The following is a 19,186-nucleotide window of genomic DNA, read 5'->3' on the forward strand; positions in this document are numbered from 1 at the left end:
GTAACAAAACGTAACTGAGGCGATATATGTGCCTGCCCCAGTTTTGCTCAAGAGGGCACCCGATTGTGTTCCGGCGACATCAGCGTGCCCCAGTTACATCGGTGTAAGTATAGGAAATCTAAGGTTTATCGCCGATTTCGTGGCTTTTGCAGGAAAGGACAGCAGACTTGTCTCTTCGGAGCCAACTCAGCGTTCGTCAAATAAGAACAACCAGCAGCTATTTTTCAGCGAGTACGGCGATGTAGCGCCGCGTGGCTTCGGCAAAGCCGAGCAGCAAAGCGTCGGCAGTGATTCCATGCCCGATTGAGGCTTCCGCCACGCCGGGCACGGCGAGCTGAAATGCCGGCAGGTTTTCGAGGGTCAGATCGTGGCCCGCATTGACTTCGAGACCGATCGAAAGCGCCGCAGCTGCCGTCTCGGCCAGCGCCGTCAATTCGGCTTGGGCCCGCATGGGGTCGGCATAGCAGGCGCCGTAGGGCCCGGTGAACAGTTCGACGCGGTCGGCGCCGGTGGCCTTTGCGGCCGTCACGCCCTCCAACCGGGCATCCGGATCGCAAAACAGCGAAATGCGGCGATCAGGGCGCTTCAGGCGCTGCACCACCGAGGTCAGAAAGTTGCCCTTGCCGACAAAGTCCCAGCCATGGTCCGACGTGGCTTGCGCGGGATCGTCCGGCACAAGGGTGACCTGGTGCGGGTTGACGTCCTCGATCAGCTCAAGGAAATCGTCACTCGGATAGCCTTCGATGTTGAATTCGGCTTCCGGATACTCTTCCCGGAGCAGCGCGCTGAGATCGTAAACGTCGGTGCGACGAATGTGCCGCTCGTCCGGCCGGGGATGCACCGTGATACCACTTGCGCCCGCATCCATCACCACGCGCGCTATGCCGGTGACGCTCGGCCAGGGAAGATCACGCCGATTGCGCAATTGGGCGACGGCATTGAGATTGACTGAAAGCAGGGTCATGGCGCGGACTCGGTAGGAACTTGGCCCTTCCTATACCGGATCGTCCGCGCCGCCCAATCGAACCTTGTGATAAGACTTATGAAGGTTGTGACGGGAGACCCGTCACATCCCCACAGGGCCGCGGCCAATGGCGGCAAGGCCGGTGCGAACCACTTCCACAAGACCAAGCGGCGTCATCAGCGCGATGAAGCTGTCGATCTTGTCGGGCTTGCCAGTGACTTCGAAGACGAAGCTTTCCACGGTCGCATCGATGATATGCGCGCGGAAGGCTTCGGCAAGGCGCAGCGTCTCGGCGCGGTGCTCACCCGTACCCTGAACCTTGATCAAAGCCAGCTCGCGCTCGACATAATTGCCCTCGGCCGTCAGGTCGTGCACACGGTGCACCGGCACCAGGCGCTCGAGCTGCAGCTTGATCTGCACCAGCGTCTTGGGCGTGGCGATGACGACAACCGTGATGCGACTAAGTCGCCTTCCGTGTTCGGTCTCGCTGACAGTGAGGCTCTCGATATTGTAGCCGCGGGCCGAGAACAGGCCCACAACACGGGCCAGGATTCCGGGCTCGTTGTCGACGAGCACGGAGAGCGTATGGCGCTCGGTCTGCTGGGTTTCCTGGGTCAGGAAATAGGCGGAGCCCGTGGGCTGGAGATGTGCGTTCATCTAAAAATCCTCCGCAACTGGCCGTTAGACCAGCTGCCGTCCCTTCTCGTCGATGATGGACCCGAGATTGGCGGTATCGGGCAGGATGATTTCATTATGTGGCTTGCCCGACGGGATCATCGGCAGGCAGTTCTCGTCCTTTTCGACGATCACGTCGAAAAGCACCGGGCCGTCATAGTCGAGCATTTCGGCAATGGCGGCGTCGAGCTCGGCCGGGTTCTCGCAGCGGATACCCCGCCCACCATAGGCTTCGGCCAGCTTGACGAAGTCAGGCAGCGATTCCGAATAGGAATGCGCATAGCGCGAACCATGCAGCAGATCCTGCCACTGGCGAACCATGCCCATGCGTTCGTTGTTGAGAATGAAGATCTTGATCGGCAGGCGATACTGCACCGCCGTCGACATCTCCTGCATGGTCATCTGCACCGAGGCTTCACCGGCAATGTCGATCACCAGTGCATCGGGATGGGCCACCTGCACACCCACGGCGGCCGGAAGGCCATAGCCCATGGTGCCGAGGCCGCCGGAGGTCATCCAGTGGTTCGGCTTGTCGAAGTGGAAGTGCTGGGCAGCCCACATCTGGTGCTGGCCGACTTCGGTGGTGATGTAGACTTCCTTGGACTGGTTCTTCGTCGCCTCATAGAGACGCTGAATGGCCCATTGCGGCTTGATCACCGTGTCGGAGTTCTTGAAGTTGAGCGAGCCAACGGCACGCCACTTGTCGATCTGGCTCCACCACGGAGCGATCGCCTCGGTGCGCGGCTGGTTGGTCTTGCTGCGCCAGATGCGGATCATCTCCTCGAGCACGCGATTGCAATCGCCCACGATCGGGACGTGAACCTGCACGACCTTGTTGATCGAGGACGGGTCGATATCGACGTGAATCTTGCGGCTATTGGGCGAGAACGCATCGATGCGACCAGTGATGCGGTCGTCGAAACGCGCGCCAATATTGATCATGACGTCGCAATCATGCATGGCGAGGTTCGCTTCGTAGGTGCCGTGCATGCCAAGCATGCCCAGCCACTGCGGGTTGGACGCCGGGAAGGCACCCAGACCCATCAAGGTCGAAGTAACCGGGAAACCTGTCAACTCGGCAAGCTCACGCAGGTTCTCAGAAGCCTCAGGGCCCGAATTGATCACGCCGCCACCGGTATAGAACACCGGGCGCTCGGCCTTGAGCATAAGGTCCACGGCCGCTTCGATAGCCTTGAGGTCGCCATCGACCTGCGGACGATAGGACTGGTGACGAAGGCTCTCGACCTCCGGCCGGTAATACTCGCCAACGGCAAACTGCACATCCTTGGGGATGTCAATGACCACCGGGCCCGGACGGCCGGTCGTCGCAATCAGGAAGGCCTCATGCAGAACACGCGGCAGGTCGTGAACCGACTTCACGAGGTAGTTGTGCTTAGTGCAGGAGCGCGTAATGCCGACCGTGTCGCATTCCTGGAAGGCGTCCGAGCCGATCAGGGTCGTCGGAACCTGGGCGGTGATGCAGATCAGCGGGATGGAGTCGAGCAGCGCGTCGGTCAGACCGGTCACCGCATTGGTTGCGCCCGGGCCCGAGGTCACCAGAACCACGCCCGGCTTGCCGGTCGAACGCGCATAGCCTTCGGCCATGTGGGTTGCGCCCTGTTCGTGACGAACCAGAATGTGCTGAACGACGTCCTGCTGGAACATCGCGTCATAAATCGGCAGGGCAGCACCGCCCGGGTAACCGAAGATATGTTCAACACCCTGATCCGCTAGCGCCTGGATCACCATTTCCGCGCCGGTCATTTTCTCGGCCATTTGCGCTTCCTACTCCTCGTGCCCGCCGTACCGGGCGTTACGTCCTTGACGCCTTCAAACCGCCTCGGCGGAAAAAAGGCAATAAAAAAGGCCCCATTCGGGACCTGTTTTCGGCGCACCAGCTATCGCGCGGGGTTTTACCCCACGTTGCCGATGCGCCTACCTACTACGAGAATGAGTGCCCGCACGGGACCTCTCCTAAAAATTAGTCGCGCATTGATAGGAGCATTGCGACAAAGCTGTCAAGGCTCGCTTTGCATCAGAAGCTTCGCCATAGTCCCCTCCTCTTTCAAATCGATCAGCCCGAAGACATGAACAGAAATCCGCTCGACAAGGAGCTGCAGCACATCTCTGGCATGAACACGGCCAGCCAGGCACTGGTTCAGCGCACTGCGGCACCGGGTCTGGCGATTCTGTTTCTCGCTCTTGTCGCCATGTGGGCCTCTGCCTCGGTTGGGCAGACACCGGCGGCCGTCGTCGTTGTCATCGGCGCTATCGTCGCGGGCTATATGGCGCTCAACATCGGCGCCAATGACGTGGCCAACAATATGGGCCCTGCAGTCGGCGCGCGCGCCCTGACCATGCCTGCGGCCCTGCTCATCGCTGCAATCTGCGAAGCTGCGGGCGCATTGCTCGCCGGCGGGGACGTCGTCGAAACGGTCGCATCGGATCTTTTGGTGGGATTGAACATCGCCCCGGCCAGCTTCGTGCTGGTGATGATTTCAGCGCTGCTGGCAGCGGCCATGTGGGTGCACCTGTCCACGTTCATCGGCGCCCCCGTTTCCACCACGCATTCCATCATCGGCGGCGTAACCGGCGCCGGCATCGCGGCAGCTGGCCTCAGCGCCGTGTCGTGGACCGATATCTTCATCATCGCCTTTGGCTGGGTCGTCTCGCCCATAGCCGGCGGTGCAATCGCGGCGCTGCTACTGTTCCTGACGCAGGTAGCCATCACCAGACGAATGGACAAACTGCGTGCGGCACGAACCTGGGTGCCCGTCTTTGTCGCCGTAATGGCCGGAACGTTTGCGATGTACCTGGCCGACAAGGGCCTACAGCGGGTGTGGACACCCAGCCCCTTTACCACCCTCACGATCGGATTGTTGGCCGCTCTGATCGGCTGGGCGATTGCGTTCTCGGGGGTGCGGCGTCGCTCCATTGAACTGGAGAACCGAAAAAAACACGTCGCAACACTGTTCCGGTTGCCGCTGATCCTTTCGGCGGGTTTGCTATCGTTTTCCCACGGAGCCAACGATGTCGCCAACGCCATCGGCCCCCTCGCCGCCATCGTCTCGACTTTGTCCCACGGCACGGCAGAGGTGGGGACAGATCTGCCATTCTGGGTTCTGTCTATCGGTGCATTCGGCATCTCGGTGGGTCTGGCCCTATTCGGCCCACGGCTGATCCGCACCGTCGGCGAGCAGATCACCAAGCTCAACGAAATCCGCGCCTTCTGCGCGGCTCTCTCGACCGGCCTCACGGTGCTGGTCGCCTCGGCCCTGGGCATGCCGGTGTCCACCACACATATCGCCATCGGCGCGGTCTTCGGCATCGGCTTCCTGCGCGAATATCGCTCGCGTCAGGAAATGATGCGCAAGTCAGTGCCCATCTACGCGCGCTTCGTCGATCCGCGCGAACTGAACGCCACGCCGGAAATGGCCTTTGCGAATGCGCGCGAGGCCGATCACCGCCGCCTGATCCGGCGCCGGAGCGTCTATGGCATTATGGGAGCCTGGATGGTCACCCTGCCCTGCTCCGCCATATTGGCGGCCTTGGTATTTTTCATCGTGAGCAAGTTCGCGCTTTAGGCGCGGCGCTTTTCGGCGCGGGCATCGTGAAAGCCGGCCACAAGATCGGCGAGATCGCGATGCGCCAAAAGGCGGCGGGACTCGCGCACCGTCACCCAGTGGCGCAGGCGCTGGCCTTTTTCCTTCCAGCTATCGAGTTGTTGGGTAACACGGAGTGGGTAGAGGTCAATGTCGATAAGCCTGGCGCCGGAACCGGCCGCGGCGCGGTAGCTTCCGATAGGCACTTGCTCGACCTCTCCAAGAACGCCGGCTTCCTCATAGGCTTCAAGGGCAGCACTATCCCAAGGTGTCAGATCGGGCTCGATCGCGCCCTTCGGGAAAATCCACCGACCACTGCGCCGGGACGTGACGAGCAGGAAGGCCATGCGTCCATCCACGACCGCGTAAGGCAGCGCACCCACTTGGCGGATCACACCAGTCGTCGGAGCTTCCGTGGTTTGCCAATCCTTGAACAGACGTCGCAGCATGGTCGTATTCGAACCTTCCTCAAGCGAGTTGAGACCGATTCCCAGTCAAAAGACAGAGGGGCCCCGAAGGGCCCCTCAAAATTCCGGTGCTGAAAGCGATTAGCTCAGCAGGGTCAGATCGGTCGCCGAGACCTTGCCATCACGGCCGGTCTGCAGTTCGAAGCTGACCTTGTCGCCTTCATAGAGGCCCTGCAGGCCCGAACGCTGTACGGCAGAAATGTGCACGAACGCATCCTTCTCGCCATTGTCAGGCGAGATAAAGCCGTAGCCCTTGGTCGTGTTGAAGAATTTCACGGTACCGGTAATGGCAGCCATGTTGAACCTCGTGGTCTGTAATACCGCAGCATGCGGTGGGAGGGTTTATTCGGCCCCCAGGAGGGATCCGAACTTACGATGCACCAGATCAGGAGGTAGCCTAGATTCCGGAAATACCGGTCGTTCAGGTAGCGCAAGTCGAGTGGCACGTATTTCGGGATTATTGCGATCCGCCGTGAAATTATCAAGGCAATATCGGCAGTTGGACGTAGAACACCCGGTCGGTGGGGGCGCCGGCCGGGTGTCTTCGCAGCATGATGGCGGTTGGGACGACTACCGCCTCAGCGAAACTTTAGCCCCGCGGGCAGGTGTCGATATACTGGCTGCCATCGCGACGCTGATAGACGCAGCGGTTGTTGCTGCCTTCGACGCGACCAAGTACGTCGCCGGCGGCCGCGCCAACAACGGTGCCCACACCGGCACCAACAACGGTTCCTAGAAGGCTGCCACCGGTTGCGCTGGCACCGACAACGGCACCACCAAGCGCACCAACCGTCGCGCCCTGCTGAGTTGACGTACAGGCTGCCAGCGACAGGGTAGCGGCAACGATAATCAGGAACTTATGCATGAGATCCTCCAGGACTGATCGGACGATTAATGTTCGGTCGGAATTTTAGTTCCAGCCGTCGCTCAAGAAATGTTGAATCATTCGTTAAGTAAACCCCGGAACATTCCTGCGACGGCCACACCGAGCCATCCGAGGATCATGCCGCCCCCGCCGATGGGTGCTGCGCCGGGAAACAGCGAGGTGCCGACCCAGTGCCGCATGGCAAGATCGGCCACGAAAATGGTGCAGCCGGCGGCCAGCACGAGGCCGGCGATGGCCAGCGGCCTGCTCCGCCCAATCAATCCGACGATGAGCAGAACCGGAGCATGAGCCAGCGCCATGGCGGAGATGGCTGCAAGATTTCGGACATCTTCGCCATGCGAAGCCATCGCGGCCGTAGCGACGCCGACTGCCCCAAGCAAGCCCGCAACGCCAACCAGAACACGCCGCACCCAATCCGCCATTTCCGTCCCCATCTTCCAAGCCAGACGCCTTTCGACTAGAGCATGGCGGTGTGTGTGGGAAACGAAAATGACTGAAACAGTCGCGCCGCCGTCGTCGACGACGGGTGCAAGCATCAGCGATTCATCGAGCTGGGCCACGGAGTTCCGGGCGACTTTCGCGCTCGCCTGGCCGCTCGTCATCGCCCAGCTCGCCCAAAACATGTTGCATACGACTGACGTGATTCTGCTCGGCTGGCTCGGTTCGACCTACCTGGCAGCCGGCACTTTGGCGTCGACCTTCATGATGCCTTTCCTCGTCGGCGGCGTTGGACTCGTTGGTGCCGTCGCTCCTCTCGTCGCACAGGCACGAGGGTCGCGGGATATCAAGGCCGTGCGCCGCGTCGTGCGGCAGGGATGCTGGGCGGCCATCGTCATGGCCGCACTACTGGTTCCGCTTGTCCTCCAGATCAGGCCGATCTTTCACGCGCTTGGACAGGATCCCCAGGCCACGGAAATGGCCTATCAGTTCATCCAGATCGCGGCCTGGTCGCTGTTCCCGGCCTTTGGGATAATTGCCTTTCGTTCGCTGCTCTCGGCCTATGACGCCACCCGCGCCATTCTGGTGATCACGGTGCTGGGCGTATTGTTCAACGCAGCGGCCGCCTATGTGCTGATCTTCGGCCATTTCGGCTTTCCCCGGCTTGAACTGCGCGGCGCCGCCATCGCGACGACGCTGACCAATGTGTTCATGCTCATCGCCATGGTGCTCTATGTGGTGCGCCATCCGAGGCTGAAGCGCTTCCATGTGCTGGTGCGCTTCTGGAAGCCCGACTGGCCGCGTTTCCGTGAAATTTTTCGCATCGGCACGCCGATCGGGCTGACCGTCGTTGCCGAGGTCGGCATGTTCACGGCCGCAGCGCTGCTCATGGGGCGCCTCGGTACTGACGAGGTGGCGGCCCATGCCATTGCCCTCCAATGCGCCTCCATCGCCTTCATGGTGCCACTGGGGCTTGGTGTCGCCGCAACGGTGCGCGTCGGCATGGCCTATGGCCGTGGCGATGCTGAGGGCATTCGCAAGGCTGGATGGACCTCCTTTGCCATGGGGACGGCGTTCATGACGCTCTCCTGCATCTCATTCCTGACCCTCGGCCCGCATATCGTGACGGTGTTCCTCGATCCCCACCTTGAGGCCAACGCCAATTCGCTGACCCTGGCCGCATCTTTCCTGATCGTCGCCGGCGTCTTCCAGCTCGTCGATGGCGCTCAGGTCGTTGCTGCCCATTCGCTGCGTGGCCTCAGCGACACCAAGGTGCCGATGGTGCTGGCCATTGTCGGGTACTGGATGGTCGGGCTGCCCGTTGCCTATGTCCTCGGCTTCATTGCCGATTGGAAGGGTATCGGCATCTGGATTGGCCTCGCCGCCGGGCTCGCTTTCGTGGCGGTGGTACTGGTGACGCGCTTCGTGCTGCGGGAACGGATCGGGCTTCTCGACAAGATGCGCCGGCCAGCCTGACGTCAGGCCTCGATCGGCTTGCCTTCCAGCCCGAGCCGGGGCCAATCGCCCATGCGGTTGCGGAACCAGGTACGCTGGCGCTTGGCATATTGGTGCGTGGCGATGATGGCCAGGGTGATCGCTTCGTCGCGCGTCTGCACGCCATCGAGCCAATCGCCGATTTCGCGCACGCCAATGGCCTTCATCACCGGCAGGGATGGATCGAGATTTTGCGCCCGCAGGGCCTCGACCTCCTCCACGGCTCCACTGGCGAACATCGCCTCAAAGCGCAGGGCGATGCGGGCACGGAGCACGTCGCGATCGGGAGAGAGGACGAAGCGTTCGATTTTCCAGTCGCCAAGCAGGCCGGATTGCGGATTGTCCTGAAAGGCGGAAAGCGGCTTGCCGGTGGCGCGCTTGACGGCGAGCGCGCGGGTGACGCGCTGCGGATCGGCAACTTTCAGGCGGCGTGCGGTTTCGGGATCCTCGTTGATAAGCAGCGCCATACGGCCCGCTTCATCCAGGTCCTCGATCTCGCGCTGAACCTGCAAGGTCAGCTCCTGGGAGATTTCCGGGACATCGGCGAATCCGTTTGTCAGGGCTTCGAAATAAAGCCCTGTTCCACCAACGAAAATCACCTCCCGTGCAGGATCGACTTCCGCCAAAATCGTGCGCACGGCTTCGAGCCATTGGCCGGTCGAAAACCGCTGCGATGCCGGAATGGCACCGTAAAGGTGGTGCTCGGCCAGGGATTCTTCCTCAATGGAAGGACGCGCCGTGACGACGCGCAGCGTGTCGTAGACCTGCATGGCGTCGGTATTGACGATGACGCCGCCATTGGCCTGCGCGCGCGCAAGCGCCATGCTCGACTTGCCGCTGGCAGTCGGACCCGCTATCAGGACGGCGCTTCTCTGGCGCGTCACCCTTGTCTCCCGAAAGTCATTTTCGCCATGCCGGTCCTCAGCCTCATCGCCAATCCCGCCGATTCCGACCTCGACGTCTCGCTTGCGGCCGCAGTGGTGCAGCAAACCGGCGGAGAACTCAACTGGCTGACCCATCAGGTTGCCTGCGATATTCTCGAGCCCAAGGCGACCGACGCACTGGCGATCGCCCGCGAGATCATCGGCACCAAGCGCGTTGACGCCAATGTCGTGCCCACCGAAGGCCGCCGCAAGCAATTGCTCATTGCCGACATGGATTCCACCATGATCGAGCAGGAATGCATCGACGAACTGGCGGCTGCGCTCGGGCTCAAGGCTCAGGTCGCCGAAATTACCGAGCGCGCCATGCGTGGCGAACTGGATTTCGGCCAGGCGCTCGATACCCGCGTTGCCCTGCTCAAGGGGCTCGAACGGGCCACCATCGAAGAAATTCGCCGCGAAGCGATCACGCTGACGCCCGGCGGTCGCGCACTGGTTCACACCATGAAGGCCTATGGTGCCTTCACCTCGCTGGTCTCGGGCGGTTTTACGTTCTTTGCCGACTATTTCGGCAAGCGGATCGGCTTCGACGAGGCCATCGCCAATGTGCTTCAGTTTGATGGCGACCAACTGACCGGCACGGTGCAGAAGCCGATCGTCGACAAGAACACCAAACGCATTCGTCTGGAAACACTGGCAAGCGAACGCGGTCTCGATCTGAGCCAGACGCTGGCCGTGGGCGATGGTGCCAATGACCTCGACATGATCGGTATCGCCGGCTTCGGTGTCGCTCTGCATGCCAAGCCGGCTGTGGCGGCTGCCGCGGGCTATCGGATCGATCATGGCGACCTGACGGCGCTCCTTTATCTGCAGGGTTATGCGGACGAGGAATTCGTTCGCTAGGGGCCGCATCGGGACCAGCTCTTGAACCACCGCGTCATTCCCGCGAAAGCAGGAATCTCCCCCTCGGTGGTATTGGGATTCCCGCTTTCGCGGGAATGACGCGGGGGAAATAATCGGAAATCGAGGCAGCTCACACCCGCCCAGCACGATGCGCCGCACTGCCTTTTGGCTTGCGGTTGCACGGTCGCGACGCCCTTCGGGCGCACGGTGGAAGCGGCTTTCGCCTCGAAATTTGGATGAAAGAAGAGGCGAAAGCCGCTTCGCACGTCCGGGATTTTTTGCGCATGCATCGAGCGGCCCCCTTTTGGGGTTTTGCGGTCCAGATCGCCGTCGGGAGCATCGCTGGGATGCAACGGGGGCTCTCTGCCGCTTGACCGGTGGTCAGCATCCACGCATTCGCCCAGGCGACCCCGAGCGACCCGACTTCCCGCCCGGCACTTCGTCGGTGCCGCGTGTTATCGGCGGGAACGAGGGCATATTGGCATGGGACGATGTGGGCGGGGATAAGTGGGATAGATTTGCTAACTCACACTCGATTCAGCGCCCTCGCCGCAACTACCCCAGCACGCTCCTACAGGCGACGAAAGATCTAGATTCCAGATGCCCAGAAGAAAGCAATTCAAAGGTATTTGCCACGACATCCTTGGAACATTTGTCAGTCGATACAATGATCTCAATGGCTACTGGGCGTTAGGTCAGTACGTTGCTTATCTTGAACGTCGCGGCAAACATCAACTGCAGCTAAAGCTGGGGAACGAAATTGGCGTTCCTGACAATAGCAGCGCAGTCGTCGCGGCAAGATACTATCGGGGCGCAGTTCTTCGAATGATGAACGCACAGGCGATGCCAGAGGCGTGGCTCGCGGATGGGACCATCACATTCTCCATTGTCGCCTCATCCCAAGCGGCTTGCGAAATTGAGATCGTTTGTGACCTCGGCAGGACGTACCGGAGCCAATGCACCATAGACGTTCGGCCCCATGACCCCGACGTTGAATGGCGCAGAAAAGACAAGTTCGGTCCTTCAAACCAGAAAGGGCACTAGACGTGCGAGGGGCCCCCACGCGCCCATCTCAAAACAAAAAAGCCCGGCACGAATGCCGGGCTTTCTGTTCTTGTCGACTGCCTTACTGGCCGGTCACCGGAGCCGGAGCTTCAGTGCCGACGGTCGGGGTGAGTTCCGAACCATCCTGCAGGGTCACGGCCGGAGGCGCCACGGTTTCTTCGATCCCAAGACCATCGAGGGCCGGCTCGTCGCTCGTTTCGGTGATCGGAGCAGCGGTCGGGGCGATGGGCGTGGCGAAGGTCGTGCTTGCTGCCGGCAGTTCGCCGTTCGACCCGAAGTAGCGGAAGAACGCGCTATCGGGCGAGAGGACCATAGTGGTGCCGGTATTGGCGAGAGCCGAACGGTAGGATTCCATCGAGCGGTAGAACTCGAAGAATTCAGCATCCTGGCCATAAGCGGCCGCGAAGATGCGGTTACGCTCGGCGTCACCGGTACCGCGGATGATTTCCGCGTCGCGGGTGGCGGCAGCCACGATTTCGACGGCCTGACGATCGGCGATAGCACGCAGGCTCTGGGCCTGTTCTTCACCGCGGGCGCGGAGGAGAGCGGCTTCAGCAAGACGTTCGGCGCGCATACGCTCGAAGGTCGTGGCCGAGACGTCTTCGTCAAGGTCGGTGCGCAGGATACGCACGTCGATGACGTCGATACCGAGGTTGGCCATTTCCGGACGGATCAGTTCGGCCGTTTCGCGCATCATCTGGGCGCGCTGGTCAGAGAGCGCCGCGCTGAACTCACGCAGACCATAAACTTCACGCAGCGCCGCATCGAGGCTGGCCCCGATACGAGCTTCGGCCACCGAGAGCTGGCCGGTTGCGCGTTCGCGGAAGAGACGCGCATCGGAGATGCGGTAGGTGAGGAAGGCGTCGACCTGGTAGAAGGCGTTGCCCGAAACCTGCACGCGCATATTGGCGATGTCATAGCGCAGGAGCCGATCTTCGATGATCTGCACGCTGTCCACGATATCGGTCGGGATCTTGAAGTAAATGCCCGGTTCGGTGCGCACGTCGGTGATGTCACCGAAGCGCGTGACGATGGCCTGTTCGCGCTCGTCTACGACATAGAGCGAGGAGAAGAGGACGTAGAGGGCCGCAACGATGACGGCGCCGATGATAAAGAGGCGGTTCGTCATGATCAGTTCCCCGTCGATGTCGTTGAGCCCGAGCGCAGCTCAGGCAGCGGCAGATAGGGTACGACACCGGAGCCAGCGGCACCGTTTTCGATCAGCACCTTTTCCGAGCCCCCCAGAACCTCTTCCATGGTTTCAAGGAACAGGCGCTTGCGGGTGACTTCCGGCGAGTTCACGTATTCGGCATAAACGGCGTTGAAGCGCTCGGCTTCACCGGTTGCTTCCTGCACGACGCGGTTCGTATAGGCCGCAGCGTCTTCGCGCAGCGCCGCGGCACGACCGCGGGCATCGCCGAGAAGCGTGTTGGCATAAGAGCGCGCTTCTTCCTGAAGACGGGTTTCGTCCTGGCGGGCACGCTGCACTTCGTTGAAGGCGTCGTAGACCTCGGACGGCGGACCGGCATTTTCGATCAGGATCTGATTGACCGAAACACCAAGGCCGTAACTTTCGAGCGTTGCCAGCGTAATGCGCTGCACGTCGGCAGCAATGCCGGAGCGGTCGTCGCTATAGATGTCCTGCGCCGGGCGGCGGCCGACCACTTCGCGCATGGCGCTTTCAGCGGCGTAGCGAACCATGGATTCGGGATCGCGAACATTGAAGAGATAGGAAACCGGGTCGTTGATCGCCCAGAAGACCGAGAACTGCACGTTGACGATGTTCTGGTCGCCGGACAGCATCAGGCCATCGCGGGCCGCAGCACGCGAGCCGCCGCTGGCATTGGCGACGCCGATCTGGGTCTGATTGACCGTGGTGGTGGCGCGCTCGACGGTTTCGACCGGCCAGAACAGGAAGTGCAGGCCCGGGCCGGACAGTTCCGGCTTGGGCTGGCCGAAGCGAAGCTCGACGCCGACTTCCTGCGGGTTGATGGTGTAGACGGAATTGACGCCCCAAAATGCCAGAAGCGCGATCACGCCACCGACAATGGCCCAGCGGCCGCCGGGGACACCACCGCGAAACTGGTCGCGTCCTCGATTGAGGATGTCTTCGAGATTGGGAGTATTTCCACCGGGACGGCGCGGGCCGCCGCCACCTCCACCGGGTGCCTGGCCCCAGGGGCCGCCGTTATTGCGGCCGCCTCCGCCTCCATTATTCTCCCAAGGCATCTCGTTCCTTTCGGTTCCTGCGTATTTTTGGTTGCAAACTTATATAGGCAAGGCGCCGACGCGATCAATGCGTGGACGTTCTGCTTTAAGGCGCTATTTGACGCGGGAAGAAAGTTAGGGCTTGGGAAACAAACTAAGCTGCTCCTGCTCGACTGCGTCTTCCATAGGATTCGACGTTTGCAGGGCCAGCCAATCGTTGAGTTTCGACAAAACCTCGCTGTCGGACGAGCGAAACTCATCGACGAAGCGCTCTCGGTGCTGGGGCTTACGCCGTACCCAACAGGTTATCCGGAAGGGATACTCATCCTGGTCAGTGGCGGGATAGTCCCGTTCTGAATGGGACCACCAATCATTGAGCGAAAACTCGAAATCGAACTTTGCATCACCATTAATTCGGCCAGAAAAGACCTCGGTTAGCCAAACTCTATTGATGACATCGGAGAATTCTCTGTAAATCCTCTCACCGCCAATCACAAAGAACTGACGCTGCAAGTTACAAATGGCGTAGATATCGGCCATTAGAAGCGCGGTACTCACATCCCTCGCCCATTGGACGTTGCTCTGCTCAGGAAATGGTTCTCGCGACAACACGATATTGAGCCGACCGGGAAGCGGACGCCCCAGCGATTCAAACGTTCTGCGCCCCATAATTATCGCGTGACCTACGGTCCTGCTCTTAAACAAGGCTAAGTCCGTGCGGAGGCGCCACGGGAGCCTGTTTTCAATACCGATGACGTGGTCCGGGTAGCTACGCGCGACAATGGACGTCGCCGAAGGCATTTTAACTCGCGCTGGCGTCGTCATCAGGCTCGGTCCGATAGGGTAGATGGCAGGCTGGGGCTTAATGACAAACCCTAGCCCCATCAGCAATACACAATACCTGTTAATTGGCTGCGAGTTTCAGCGTCGCTCCGGAAGGGATACGCAAGGCCACCAGCTACGAGTGGGGTCATCCCCTGCCCTTTCTGCCGGTTACTCGGCGTCGACCTTCTTGAGCAGCAAGATTTCCAGCTCGCGATCATAGGGCGGCCACCAGTCGGTCGCCGTCATCTGGAAGGTGGTCGGGCCGATCTTCTTGACGCCCTCGCCGCAGAAGGAGACGAAATTGTCGGTGCTGCCCTTGTCGACGGTCAGGGTAAACTTGCCGATGGAACCAGACCAGTTATTGCCGGTCGACCAGATGTAGGAAATCCAGTTTTCGTAGTAGGGATAGTTCGTCCAGCCGTCCTGGGTAATGCCCTGCTTGCGCACGGCCGAAACCAGATTGTCCTCGACACAATACTTCTTCACGTATTCGTCGTAGCGCTCCTGCGCGTAGTCGTCGCCTTCCTTGGGAATGAAGGTCGTGGCGACCGTGCCGCCGACGCTGGGGCGATAGGTGTGCACCACGTCCGAGATGCCCGGCTTGAAGGTCGCTTCCCAGCTATAGGTGGAGCGCAGGGTCCAGATCGGGACGACATCGACCTCCGTGCCGTTGCCGCCGTCGAATTCGTACGAAAAGACGAGTCCCAACCGGGTCAGGTTCTGGATGTCGTCGGCATCGAGCTTGGCCAGTGCGTCGGACGTCGCCTCACCGAAGGGCTCAAGCGGCACGCCGAGGTTTTTCAGGAGCTTGGTGTAGTCGATATTGTTGTTGAAGACATATTGATGCAGCTCGGCCTCGACCGGCACGCCATTGAAGGTTGTGGCGAAGCCGAAAAGATTGTCGGGGTCATCGATGGGATCGGCGCTGCCGTAGTTCGCGTTCTGGATCGGCACGTCGACCATGAAATCGCCGCTGCCCTGAATGTCGGGCATGGGGAAGGCTACCAGGATGTGCTGGTCTTCCTCGGACGTGTTCTCGAACTCGTAGGTCACCCGCACTTCGGTGGGCGAAATATAGAGGTCTTCCGAGGCCATCTTGATCTGGTCATTGGTGACAAAGACCAGACCACCCGTCCCCAACTGCGCCATCGTATCGTTGCCGACCACCGGCGCTGCAAGCATCAGTGCGATGGTCGCCGTTGCGAAAGCCCGCATGGCCTTACCCCCTATCCCTCAATGTCGCTATTTCTAGCCGTTCTCTTTGTCGGCGCGAAGATAGGAGAACCATTTCCGATCGAGCGCCGCTTCAAGGTCAATGCCGTTTTGCCGGGCATAGAGCAGCAGGAAGGCGAGCAGATCAGCCGCCTCGTCGTCCCGCGCTTTGACAATCTCGGCATCGGAAAAATTCTTGCGGCGGCCGCGGCCGGAGAGGCGCAGGTGCTCGGCGATCAGCTCGCCCAGCTCTTCCTGCATTTTGAGCGCATACCAGTCGTCATTTCGCAACACGCCGGTCTCGCGCTCGTACATGTCCGAGACTTCTGCGGCGAGAGCCGTGAGATCGGCAAGGGTCCGGCTCATACCGAGACTTCGGCCTTGATATGCGGGTGCGGGTCGTAGCCTTCGAAGGAAAAGTCTTCGAAGACGAAATCTTCGAGCCGCTTTCGCTCGGGATTCATGATGAGGCGCGGCAGCGGACGCGGCTCGCGGGTCAATTGCAGGCGAGCCTGCTCGAAATGATTGTTGTAGAGGTGCACGTCGCCAAAGGAGTGCACGAAGTCGCCGACTTCGAGGCCTGCTACCTGCGCCACCATGTGGGTGAGGAGCGCATAGGAGGCGATGTTGAAAGGCACGCCGAGGAACGTGTCCGCGGAACGCTGATAGAGTTGGCAGCTGAGCTTGCCGTTGGCGACGTAGAACTGGAAAAGGCAATGGCACGGCGGCAGGGCCATGTCGTCGACCTCAGCCGGGTTCCAGGCGGTGACGATATGGCGGCGGGAGTCGGGCTTGTTGCGGATGGATTCCACCACCGCCGCAAGCTGGTCGATATGGCGGCCATCGGGCGCGGGCCATGAGCGCCACTGCGAGCCGTAGACTGGGCCGAGGTCGCCGTTCTCGTCGGCCCATTCATCCCAGATCTTTACGCCGTGCTCCTGCAGCCAGTGCACATTGGTCTCGCCGCGGATGAACCAGAGCAGTTCATAGATGATCGACTTGCGATGCACCTTCTTCGTCGTCATCAGCGGGAAGCCCTTCGAAAGATCGAAGCGCATCTGATAGCCGAAAAGGCTGCGCGTGCCGGTACCGGTGCGGTCCGACTTGTCGGCGCCGTTTTCGAGAATATCGGAGAGAAGCTGAAGATAGGGCTGCATGGCCACACTCTATTCGATTCGCCGGCAAATTGCCGCTAGGCTCGATTCCGTCAACAGGCGAACACATGCGGTAATAGAATACCGACGGGCCTGCTGACAGGCGGCGGCAGCGGGTTCGCGTAGAACTGCGACATCACCAGTAGCGAGGAGAAACTCATGGCCATCGAATATGTGAACCCGCCGGGAATGTATCAAAGCCCCATCTTCTCTCAGGGCATCATCCTGCCGGCAAATGCACGCATCCTGCTCATTGGCGGGCAGAATAGTGTCAATGAAAAGGGAGAGGTCGTTCACAAGGGCGATGTCGTCAAGCAGACCGAACAGGCGCTGGCCAATATGCAGAAGGTGCTGGAAGCGGCCGGCGCGACGGTTGAAAACCTCGTGAAGACCACGATCATCATGCAGCAGGATATCGATTTGCGCGCCGCATTCGGCGCCTGGATGGCGGTCTGGGGCAATCGGCCCAATCCGCCGACGGTGACGGGCATGCGCGTTGCGGGCCTCGCCAATCCCGATTTCCTCATCGAAATCGAAGCCCAGGCCGTCTTGCCGTGAGCCCGGTCCTGCGTCCCTTGCGCAAGCGCGAGGACATGCCCGAATTCGTGAAGGCCGCGCTTGAGGAGCGCGGTCTTCGCGAACAGTATGACGCGCGCCCGCCCTATCAGCGCAACGACTACCTGATGTGGATCAACAACGCCAAACAGGAAGCGACCAAGCGCAAGCGCCTTGGTCAGATGCTTGAAGAGCTCGAAGATGGCTATGTCTATATGCGGATGAACTGGAACCGCTGAGGGCTAGCACCAGCTTTCCCGGCGACCGCGCCATTCATGTGCGAGACCTTCCGAGACGAGCATTTGTCCGACAGACCGCCCATCGCGCTCGACGATCCGCAGCTTGCGGCCATATTGGTCTTCGTCGCGGTCCGCAGCGCGCAGGTCGAGTGATGCGCCACTGAGGAGTTCGGCGAGGCGAAGTGAGGCCTTGCGGCCCAGGGTAGCCTCGGCGGAGCACTGGGGCTGGCTTACTTCGGGGGTGTTGATATCGGCAATGCGGATTTTGGCGCCATCGAGCCAAAACGTGTCGCCATCAACGACGCAGGTGTGGCGTACCGAACCGGAGCAGAGGTCGAAATTGCGAGGCGAAACGCTGCTGACGACGATGGCCGGCGCATCGAGCAGGAACGTCGACAGCCCGGTTTCCTTGACGCCAACGGTGGCAACGACAACCAGGATGCCGAACAGAAGCGGGGCCAGTGACCTGCTGCCAAGCCACGAACGCCTGCGGCGCCTGAGCTTGCCGCCCGTAAATTGCCTGCCAGTCCCCACGCCGAATCCATCCGCCATAGCCGGTGTCACGCTGTGGCAGATGACACCTGTGGCGTATATTCGGGGTTAATCCGGATGCTCGGGCTGGGAGGGTATCGAGGCGGAATTAATTCCGCTTGATGTTTGCATCTCGCCCCACCCTCACCTATATAGAACCTGCCCTTCGGGGCTATGGCGATAAACTGTCATTGTAATAAACCCATCGGACCCGGGGGCGGTACCCGGCGTCTCCACCATCTCCCCTTCAGGGGGGAGCCAATGGGGACGAAATAGGATCGACGAGGGCGTAAAGAGTGTGCTTTTGCTCGGTGAGGTACCACCGTTATCGGTCCAAAACTTATAGTTGCTAATGACAACCATAAGGCTCCGGTCGCTCTCGCCGCTTAAGCGGTGCTAGCACTGGGAATTAAAGTCCTCCGCTCCTAGCCGGGCGACAGGCGGGGTTCGCAGGCACCTGGCAACAGAAGCCTGCACTTTTCCTCTATTCCGCCCGACACTTGTGCCTTAGTCCTTGAAAAGTTCGGGAACGTAAGGCTGATATGGGCCGTTCGGGATTCTGCCGGGCAAAGCGACGACCAAGGAACTAAAATGGCCGAAGATCATCTGCGTTACGACATTCTCGCCCAGGAAGCCCTGCGCGGCGTCGTGCGCAAGGTTTTGGCCGAAGTGTCCCGCACTGGTCTTCCCGGCGAACATCACTTCTTCATTTCCTTCGCCACCCGCGCGCCCGGCGTGCGCCTGAGCGAGAAACTGCTGACGCAGTACGACAAGGAAATGACCATCGTGCTGCAGAACCAGTATTGGGACCTCAAGGTCAATGAGACCGGCTTCGAAGTCGGCCTCAGCTTTGATGGCATACCCGAAACTCTGGTCATCCCCTTTGCCGCCATCAAGGGCTTTTTCGACCCCTCCGTGCAGTTCGGCCTGCAGTTCGACCCGGCCACCGCCCCGCGCGAGGATGGCTCGGAAGAAGAAGCGGCTGATGCCAAGGCAGAACGTACCGAAAAGGGCGAAACTGCTGCTGATGGCGAACAGAGCGGCGAAAAAGTCGTCAGCCTCGACGCCTTCCGCAAGAAGCCCTGAT

The 19,186-nt window shown here is 60.7% G+C and carries 21 protein-coding genes and 1 other RNA gene; 7 read left to right on the top strand and 15 right to left on the bottom strand.

Annotated features, from left to right (window positions below):
* Positions 1–217 precede the first annotated feature (217 nt).
* From ACSQ2A_RS11145 to ACSQ2A_RS11155, 3 genes are all read right to left on the bottom strand, one after another.
* Entirely contained in the window at positions 218–964 is a 747-nt protein-coding gene (locus ACSQ2A_RS11145; protein WP_436072305.1) for a pyridoxine 5'-phosphate synthase, read from the bottom strand.
* Between the two features lie 102 nt (positions 965–1,066).
* On the bottom strand, positions 1,067–1,621 hold the full coding sequence (ilvN, locus tag ACSQ2A_RS11150) for an acetolactate synthase small subunit (protein ID WP_295411533.1): 555 nt from the start codon (positions 1,619–1,621) through the stop codon (positions 1,067–1,069).
* Positions 1,622–1,645: 24 nt separating this feature from the next.
* Positions 1,646–3,415, bottom strand: coding sequence for an acetolactate synthase 3 large subunit (locus ACSQ2A_RS11155; RefSeq protein WP_436072306.1), 1,770 nt, complete (start codon positions 3,413–3,415; stop codon positions 1,646–1,648).
* A 311-nt stretch (positions 3,416–3,726) separates the two neighbouring features.
* Between ACSQ2A_RS11155 and ACSQ2A_RS11160 the strand changes: the two genes are divergently transcribed.
* On the top strand, positions 3,727–5,223 hold the full coding sequence (locus tag ACSQ2A_RS11160; protein WP_436072307.1) for an inorganic phosphate transporter: 1,497 nt from the start codon (positions 3,727–3,729) through the stop codon (positions 5,221–5,223).
* Here the strand turns inward: ACSQ2A_RS11160 and ACSQ2A_RS11165 are convergent.
* The 4 genes from ACSQ2A_RS11165 to ACSQ2A_RS11180 form a co-directional block, all read right to left on the bottom strand.
* Complete coding sequence (locus ACSQ2A_RS11165; RefSeq protein WP_436072308.1) at positions 5,220–5,690, bottom strand: NUDIX hydrolase; 471 nt, start codon at positions 5,688–5,690, stop codon at positions 5,220–5,222. The genes ACSQ2A_RS11160 and ACSQ2A_RS11165 overlap by 4 nt on opposite strands.
* Before the next feature lie 99 nt (positions 5,691–5,789).
* Positions 5,790–6,005, bottom strand: coding sequence for a cold-shock protein (locus ACSQ2A_RS11170; RefSeq protein ID WP_046104661.1), 216 nt, complete (start codon positions 6,003–6,005; stop codon positions 5,790–5,792).
* A 292-nt stretch (positions 6,006–6,297) separates the two neighbouring features.
* Entirely contained in the window at positions 6,298–6,573 is a 276-nt protein-coding gene (locus ACSQ2A_RS11175; protein ID WP_035087184.1) for a YMGG-like glycine zipper-containing protein, read from the bottom strand.
* A 77-nt stretch (positions 6,574–6,650) separates the two neighbouring features.
* On the bottom strand, positions 6,651–7,016 hold the full coding sequence (locus tag ACSQ2A_RS11180; RefSeq protein WP_436072309.1) for a DUF423 domain-containing protein: 366 nt from the start codon (positions 7,014–7,016) through the stop codon (positions 6,651–6,653).
* A 67-nt stretch (positions 7,017–7,083) separates the two neighbouring features.
* Here ACSQ2A_RS11180 and ACSQ2A_RS11185 point away from each other — a divergent pair, with 67 nt between their 5' ends.
* Positions 7,084–8,508: an MATE family efflux transporter gene (locus tag ACSQ2A_RS11185; protein ID WP_436072310.1), complete on the top strand. Its 1,425-nt coding sequence runs from the start codon at positions 7,084–7,086 to the stop codon at positions 8,506–8,508.
* 2 nt (positions 8,509–8,510) lie between these two features.
* On the opposite strand, the gene miaA is transcribed toward ACSQ2A_RS11185, so the two are convergent.
* Positions 8,511–9,410 carry a tRNA (adenosine(37)-N6)-dimethylallyltransferase MiaA gene (gene miaA, locus ACSQ2A_RS11190; protein WP_436072311.1) on the bottom strand — a complete coding sequence of 300 codons (900 nt, stop codon included), beginning with the start codon at positions 9,408–9,410 and terminating at the stop codon, positions 8,511–8,513.
* 27 nt (positions 9,411–9,437) lie between these two features.
* Here miaA and serB point away from each other — a divergent pair, with 27 nt between their 5' ends.
* Complete coding sequence (serB, locus tag ACSQ2A_RS11195) at positions 9,438–10,310, top strand: phosphoserine phosphatase SerB (protein WP_436072312.1); 873 nt, start codon at positions 9,438–9,440, stop codon at positions 10,308–10,310.
* Positions 10,311–11,436: 1,126 nt separating this feature from the next.
* Here serB and hflC read toward each other — a convergent pair.
* The 6 genes from hflC to ACSQ2A_RS11225 form a co-directional block, all read right to left on the bottom strand.
* A complete protein-coding gene (hflC, locus tag ACSQ2A_RS11200; protein ID WP_295411525.1) occupies positions 11,437–12,504 on the bottom strand; it encodes a protease modulator HflC in 1,068 nt (355 codons plus the stop codon).
* 2 nt (positions 12,505–12,506) lie between these two features.
* Positions 12,507–13,604 (bottom strand): FtsH protease activity modulator HflK, encoded by a 1,098-nt coding sequence (gene hflK / locus ACSQ2A_RS11205; RefSeq protein ID WP_295411524.1) that lies wholly within the window; start codon positions 13,602–13,604, stop codon positions 12,507–12,509.
* Between the two features lie 114 nt (positions 13,605–13,718).
* A complete protein-coding gene (locus tag ACSQ2A_RS11210) occupies positions 13,719–14,408 on the bottom strand; it encodes a dihydrofolate reductase (RefSeq protein ID WP_436072313.1) in 690 nt (229 codons plus the stop codon).
* 168 nt (positions 14,409–14,576) lie between these two features.
* Entirely contained in the window at positions 14,577–15,623 is a 1,047-nt protein-coding gene (locus ACSQ2A_RS11215) for a DUF4424 domain-containing protein (protein WP_436072314.1), read from the bottom strand.
* Positions 15,624–15,656: 33 nt separating this feature from the next.
* Positions 15,657–15,986 carry a phosphoribosyl-ATP pyrophosphohydrolase gene (locus ACSQ2A_RS11220; protein WP_295411521.1) on the bottom strand — a complete coding sequence of 110 codons (330 nt, stop codon included), beginning with the start codon at positions 15,984–15,986 and terminating at the stop codon, positions 15,657–15,659.
* Entirely contained in the window at positions 15,983–16,777 is a 795-nt protein-coding gene (locus tag ACSQ2A_RS11225) for a thymidylate synthase (RefSeq protein ID WP_436072315.1), read from the bottom strand. The genes ACSQ2A_RS11220 and ACSQ2A_RS11225 overlap by 4 nt, the downstream gene beginning before the upstream one ends.
* Before the next feature lie 156 nt (positions 16,778–16,933).
* On the opposite strand from ACSQ2A_RS11225, the gene ACSQ2A_RS11230 reads away from it, so the two are divergent.
* Both ACSQ2A_RS11230 and ACSQ2A_RS11235 read left to right on the top strand, forming a co-directional pair.
* The gene (locus ACSQ2A_RS11230; RefSeq protein WP_436072316.1) at positions 16,934–17,332 is read left to right on the top strand and encodes a RidA family protein; all 399 of its coding nucleotides are present in this window, start codon (positions 16,934–16,936) and stop codon (positions 17,330–17,332) included.
* The gene (locus ACSQ2A_RS11235; protein ID WP_436072317.1) at positions 17,329–17,568 is read left to right on the top strand and encodes a YdeI/OmpD-associated family protein; all 240 of its coding nucleotides are present in this window, start codon (positions 17,329–17,331) and stop codon (positions 17,566–17,568) included. The genes ACSQ2A_RS11230 and ACSQ2A_RS11235 overlap by 4 nt, the downstream gene beginning before the upstream one ends.
* Positions 17,569–17,571: 3 nt before the next feature.
* On the opposite strand, the gene ACSQ2A_RS11240 is transcribed toward ACSQ2A_RS11235, so the two are convergent.
* On the bottom strand, positions 17,572–18,120 hold the full coding sequence (locus tag ACSQ2A_RS11240; protein ID WP_436072318.1) for a thermonuclease family protein: 549 nt from the start codon (positions 18,118–18,120) through the stop codon (positions 17,572–17,574).
* 101 nt (positions 18,121–18,221) lie between these two features.
* Between ACSQ2A_RS11240 and ssrA the strand changes: the two genes are divergently transcribed.
* Positions 18,222–18,577, top strand: a transfer-messenger RNA (tmRNA) gene (gene ssrA / locus ACSQ2A_RS11245).
* 113 nt (positions 18,578–18,690) lie between these two features.
* Positions 18,691–19,185, top strand: a complete 495-nt coding sequence (locus tag ACSQ2A_RS11250; RefSeq protein ID WP_295411516.1) for an SspB family protein — start codon at positions 18,691–18,693, stop codon at positions 19,183–19,185.
* The last annotated feature ends 1 nt before the right edge of the window (position 19,186 follow it).

Source organism: Devosia sp. LjRoot3 (assembly GCF_964252865.1).
In the GTDB taxonomy this organism is placed as follows: Bacteria; Pseudomonadota; Alphaproteobacteria; order Rhizobiales; family Devosiaceae; genus Devosia.

Coding starts and splice junctions, on each gene's coding strand:
- ACSQ2A_RS11145 (WP_436072305.1), bottom strand. CDS start 964: ATGACCCTGCTTTCAGTCAATCTCAATGCCGTCGCCCAATTGCGCAAT.
- ilvN (WP_295411533.1), bottom strand. CDS start 1,621: ATGAACGCACATCTCCAGCCCACGGGCTCCGCCTATTTCCTGACCCAG.
- ACSQ2A_RS11155 (WP_436072306.1), bottom strand. CDS start 3,415: ATGGCCGAGAAAATGACCGGCGCGGAAATGGTGATCCAGGCGCTAGCG.
- ACSQ2A_RS11160 (WP_436072307.1), top strand. CDS start 3,727: ATGAACAGAAATCCGCTCGACAAGGAGCTGCAGCACATCTCTGGCATG.
- ACSQ2A_RS11165 (WP_436072308.1), bottom strand. CDS start 5,690: ATGCTGCGACGTCTGTTCAAGGATTGGCAAACCACGGAAGCTCCGACG.
- ACSQ2A_RS11170 (WP_046104661.1), bottom strand. CDS start 6,005: ATGGCTGCCATTACCGGTACCGTGAAATTCTTCAACACGACCAAGGGC.
- ACSQ2A_RS11175 (WP_035087184.1), bottom strand. CDS start 6,573: ATGCATAAGTTCCTGATTATCGTTGCCGCTACCCTGTCGCTGGCAGCC.
- ACSQ2A_RS11180 (WP_436072309.1), bottom strand. CDS start 7,016: ATGGCGGATTGGGTGCGGCGTGTTCTGGTTGGCGTTGCGGGCTTGCTT.
- ACSQ2A_RS11185 (WP_436072310.1), top strand. CDS start 7,084: ATGACTGAAACAGTCGCGCCGCCGTCGTCGACGACGGGTGCAAGCATC.
- serB (WP_436072312.1), top strand. CDS start 9,438: ATGCCGGTCCTCAGCCTCATCGCCAATCCCGCCGATTCCGACCTCGAC.
- hflC (WP_295411525.1), bottom strand. CDS start 12,504: ATGACGAACCGCCTCTTTATCATCGGCGCCGTCATCGTTGCGGCCCTC.
- hflK (WP_295411524.1), bottom strand. CDS start 13,604: ATGCCTTGGGAGAATAATGGAGGCGGAGGCGGCCGCAATAACGGCGGC.
- ACSQ2A_RS11210 (WP_436072313.1), bottom strand. CDS start 14,408: ATGACGACGCCAGCGCGAGTTAAAATGCCTTCGGCGACGTCCATTGTC.
- ACSQ2A_RS11215 (WP_436072314.1), bottom strand. CDS start 15,623: ATGCGGGCTTTCGCAACGGCGACCATCGCACTGATGCTTGCAGCGCCG.
- ACSQ2A_RS11220 (WP_295411521.1), bottom strand. CDS start 15,986: ATGAGCCGGACCCTTGCCGATCTCACGGCTCTCGCCGCAGAAGTCTCG.
- ACSQ2A_RS11225 (WP_436072315.1), bottom strand. CDS start 16,777: ATGCAGCCCTATCTTCAGCTTCTCTCCGATATTCTCGAAAACGGCGCC.
- ACSQ2A_RS11230 (WP_436072316.1), top strand. CDS start 16,934: ATGGCCATCGAATATGTGAACCCGCCGGGAATGTATCAAAGCCCCATC.
- ACSQ2A_RS11240 (WP_436072318.1), bottom strand. CDS start 18,120: ATGGCGGATGGATTCGGCGTGGGGACTGGCAGGCAATTTACGGGCGGC.
- ACSQ2A_RS11250 (WP_295411516.1), top strand. CDS start 18,691: ATGGCCGAAGATCATCTGCGTTACGACATTCTCGCCCAGGAAGCCCTG.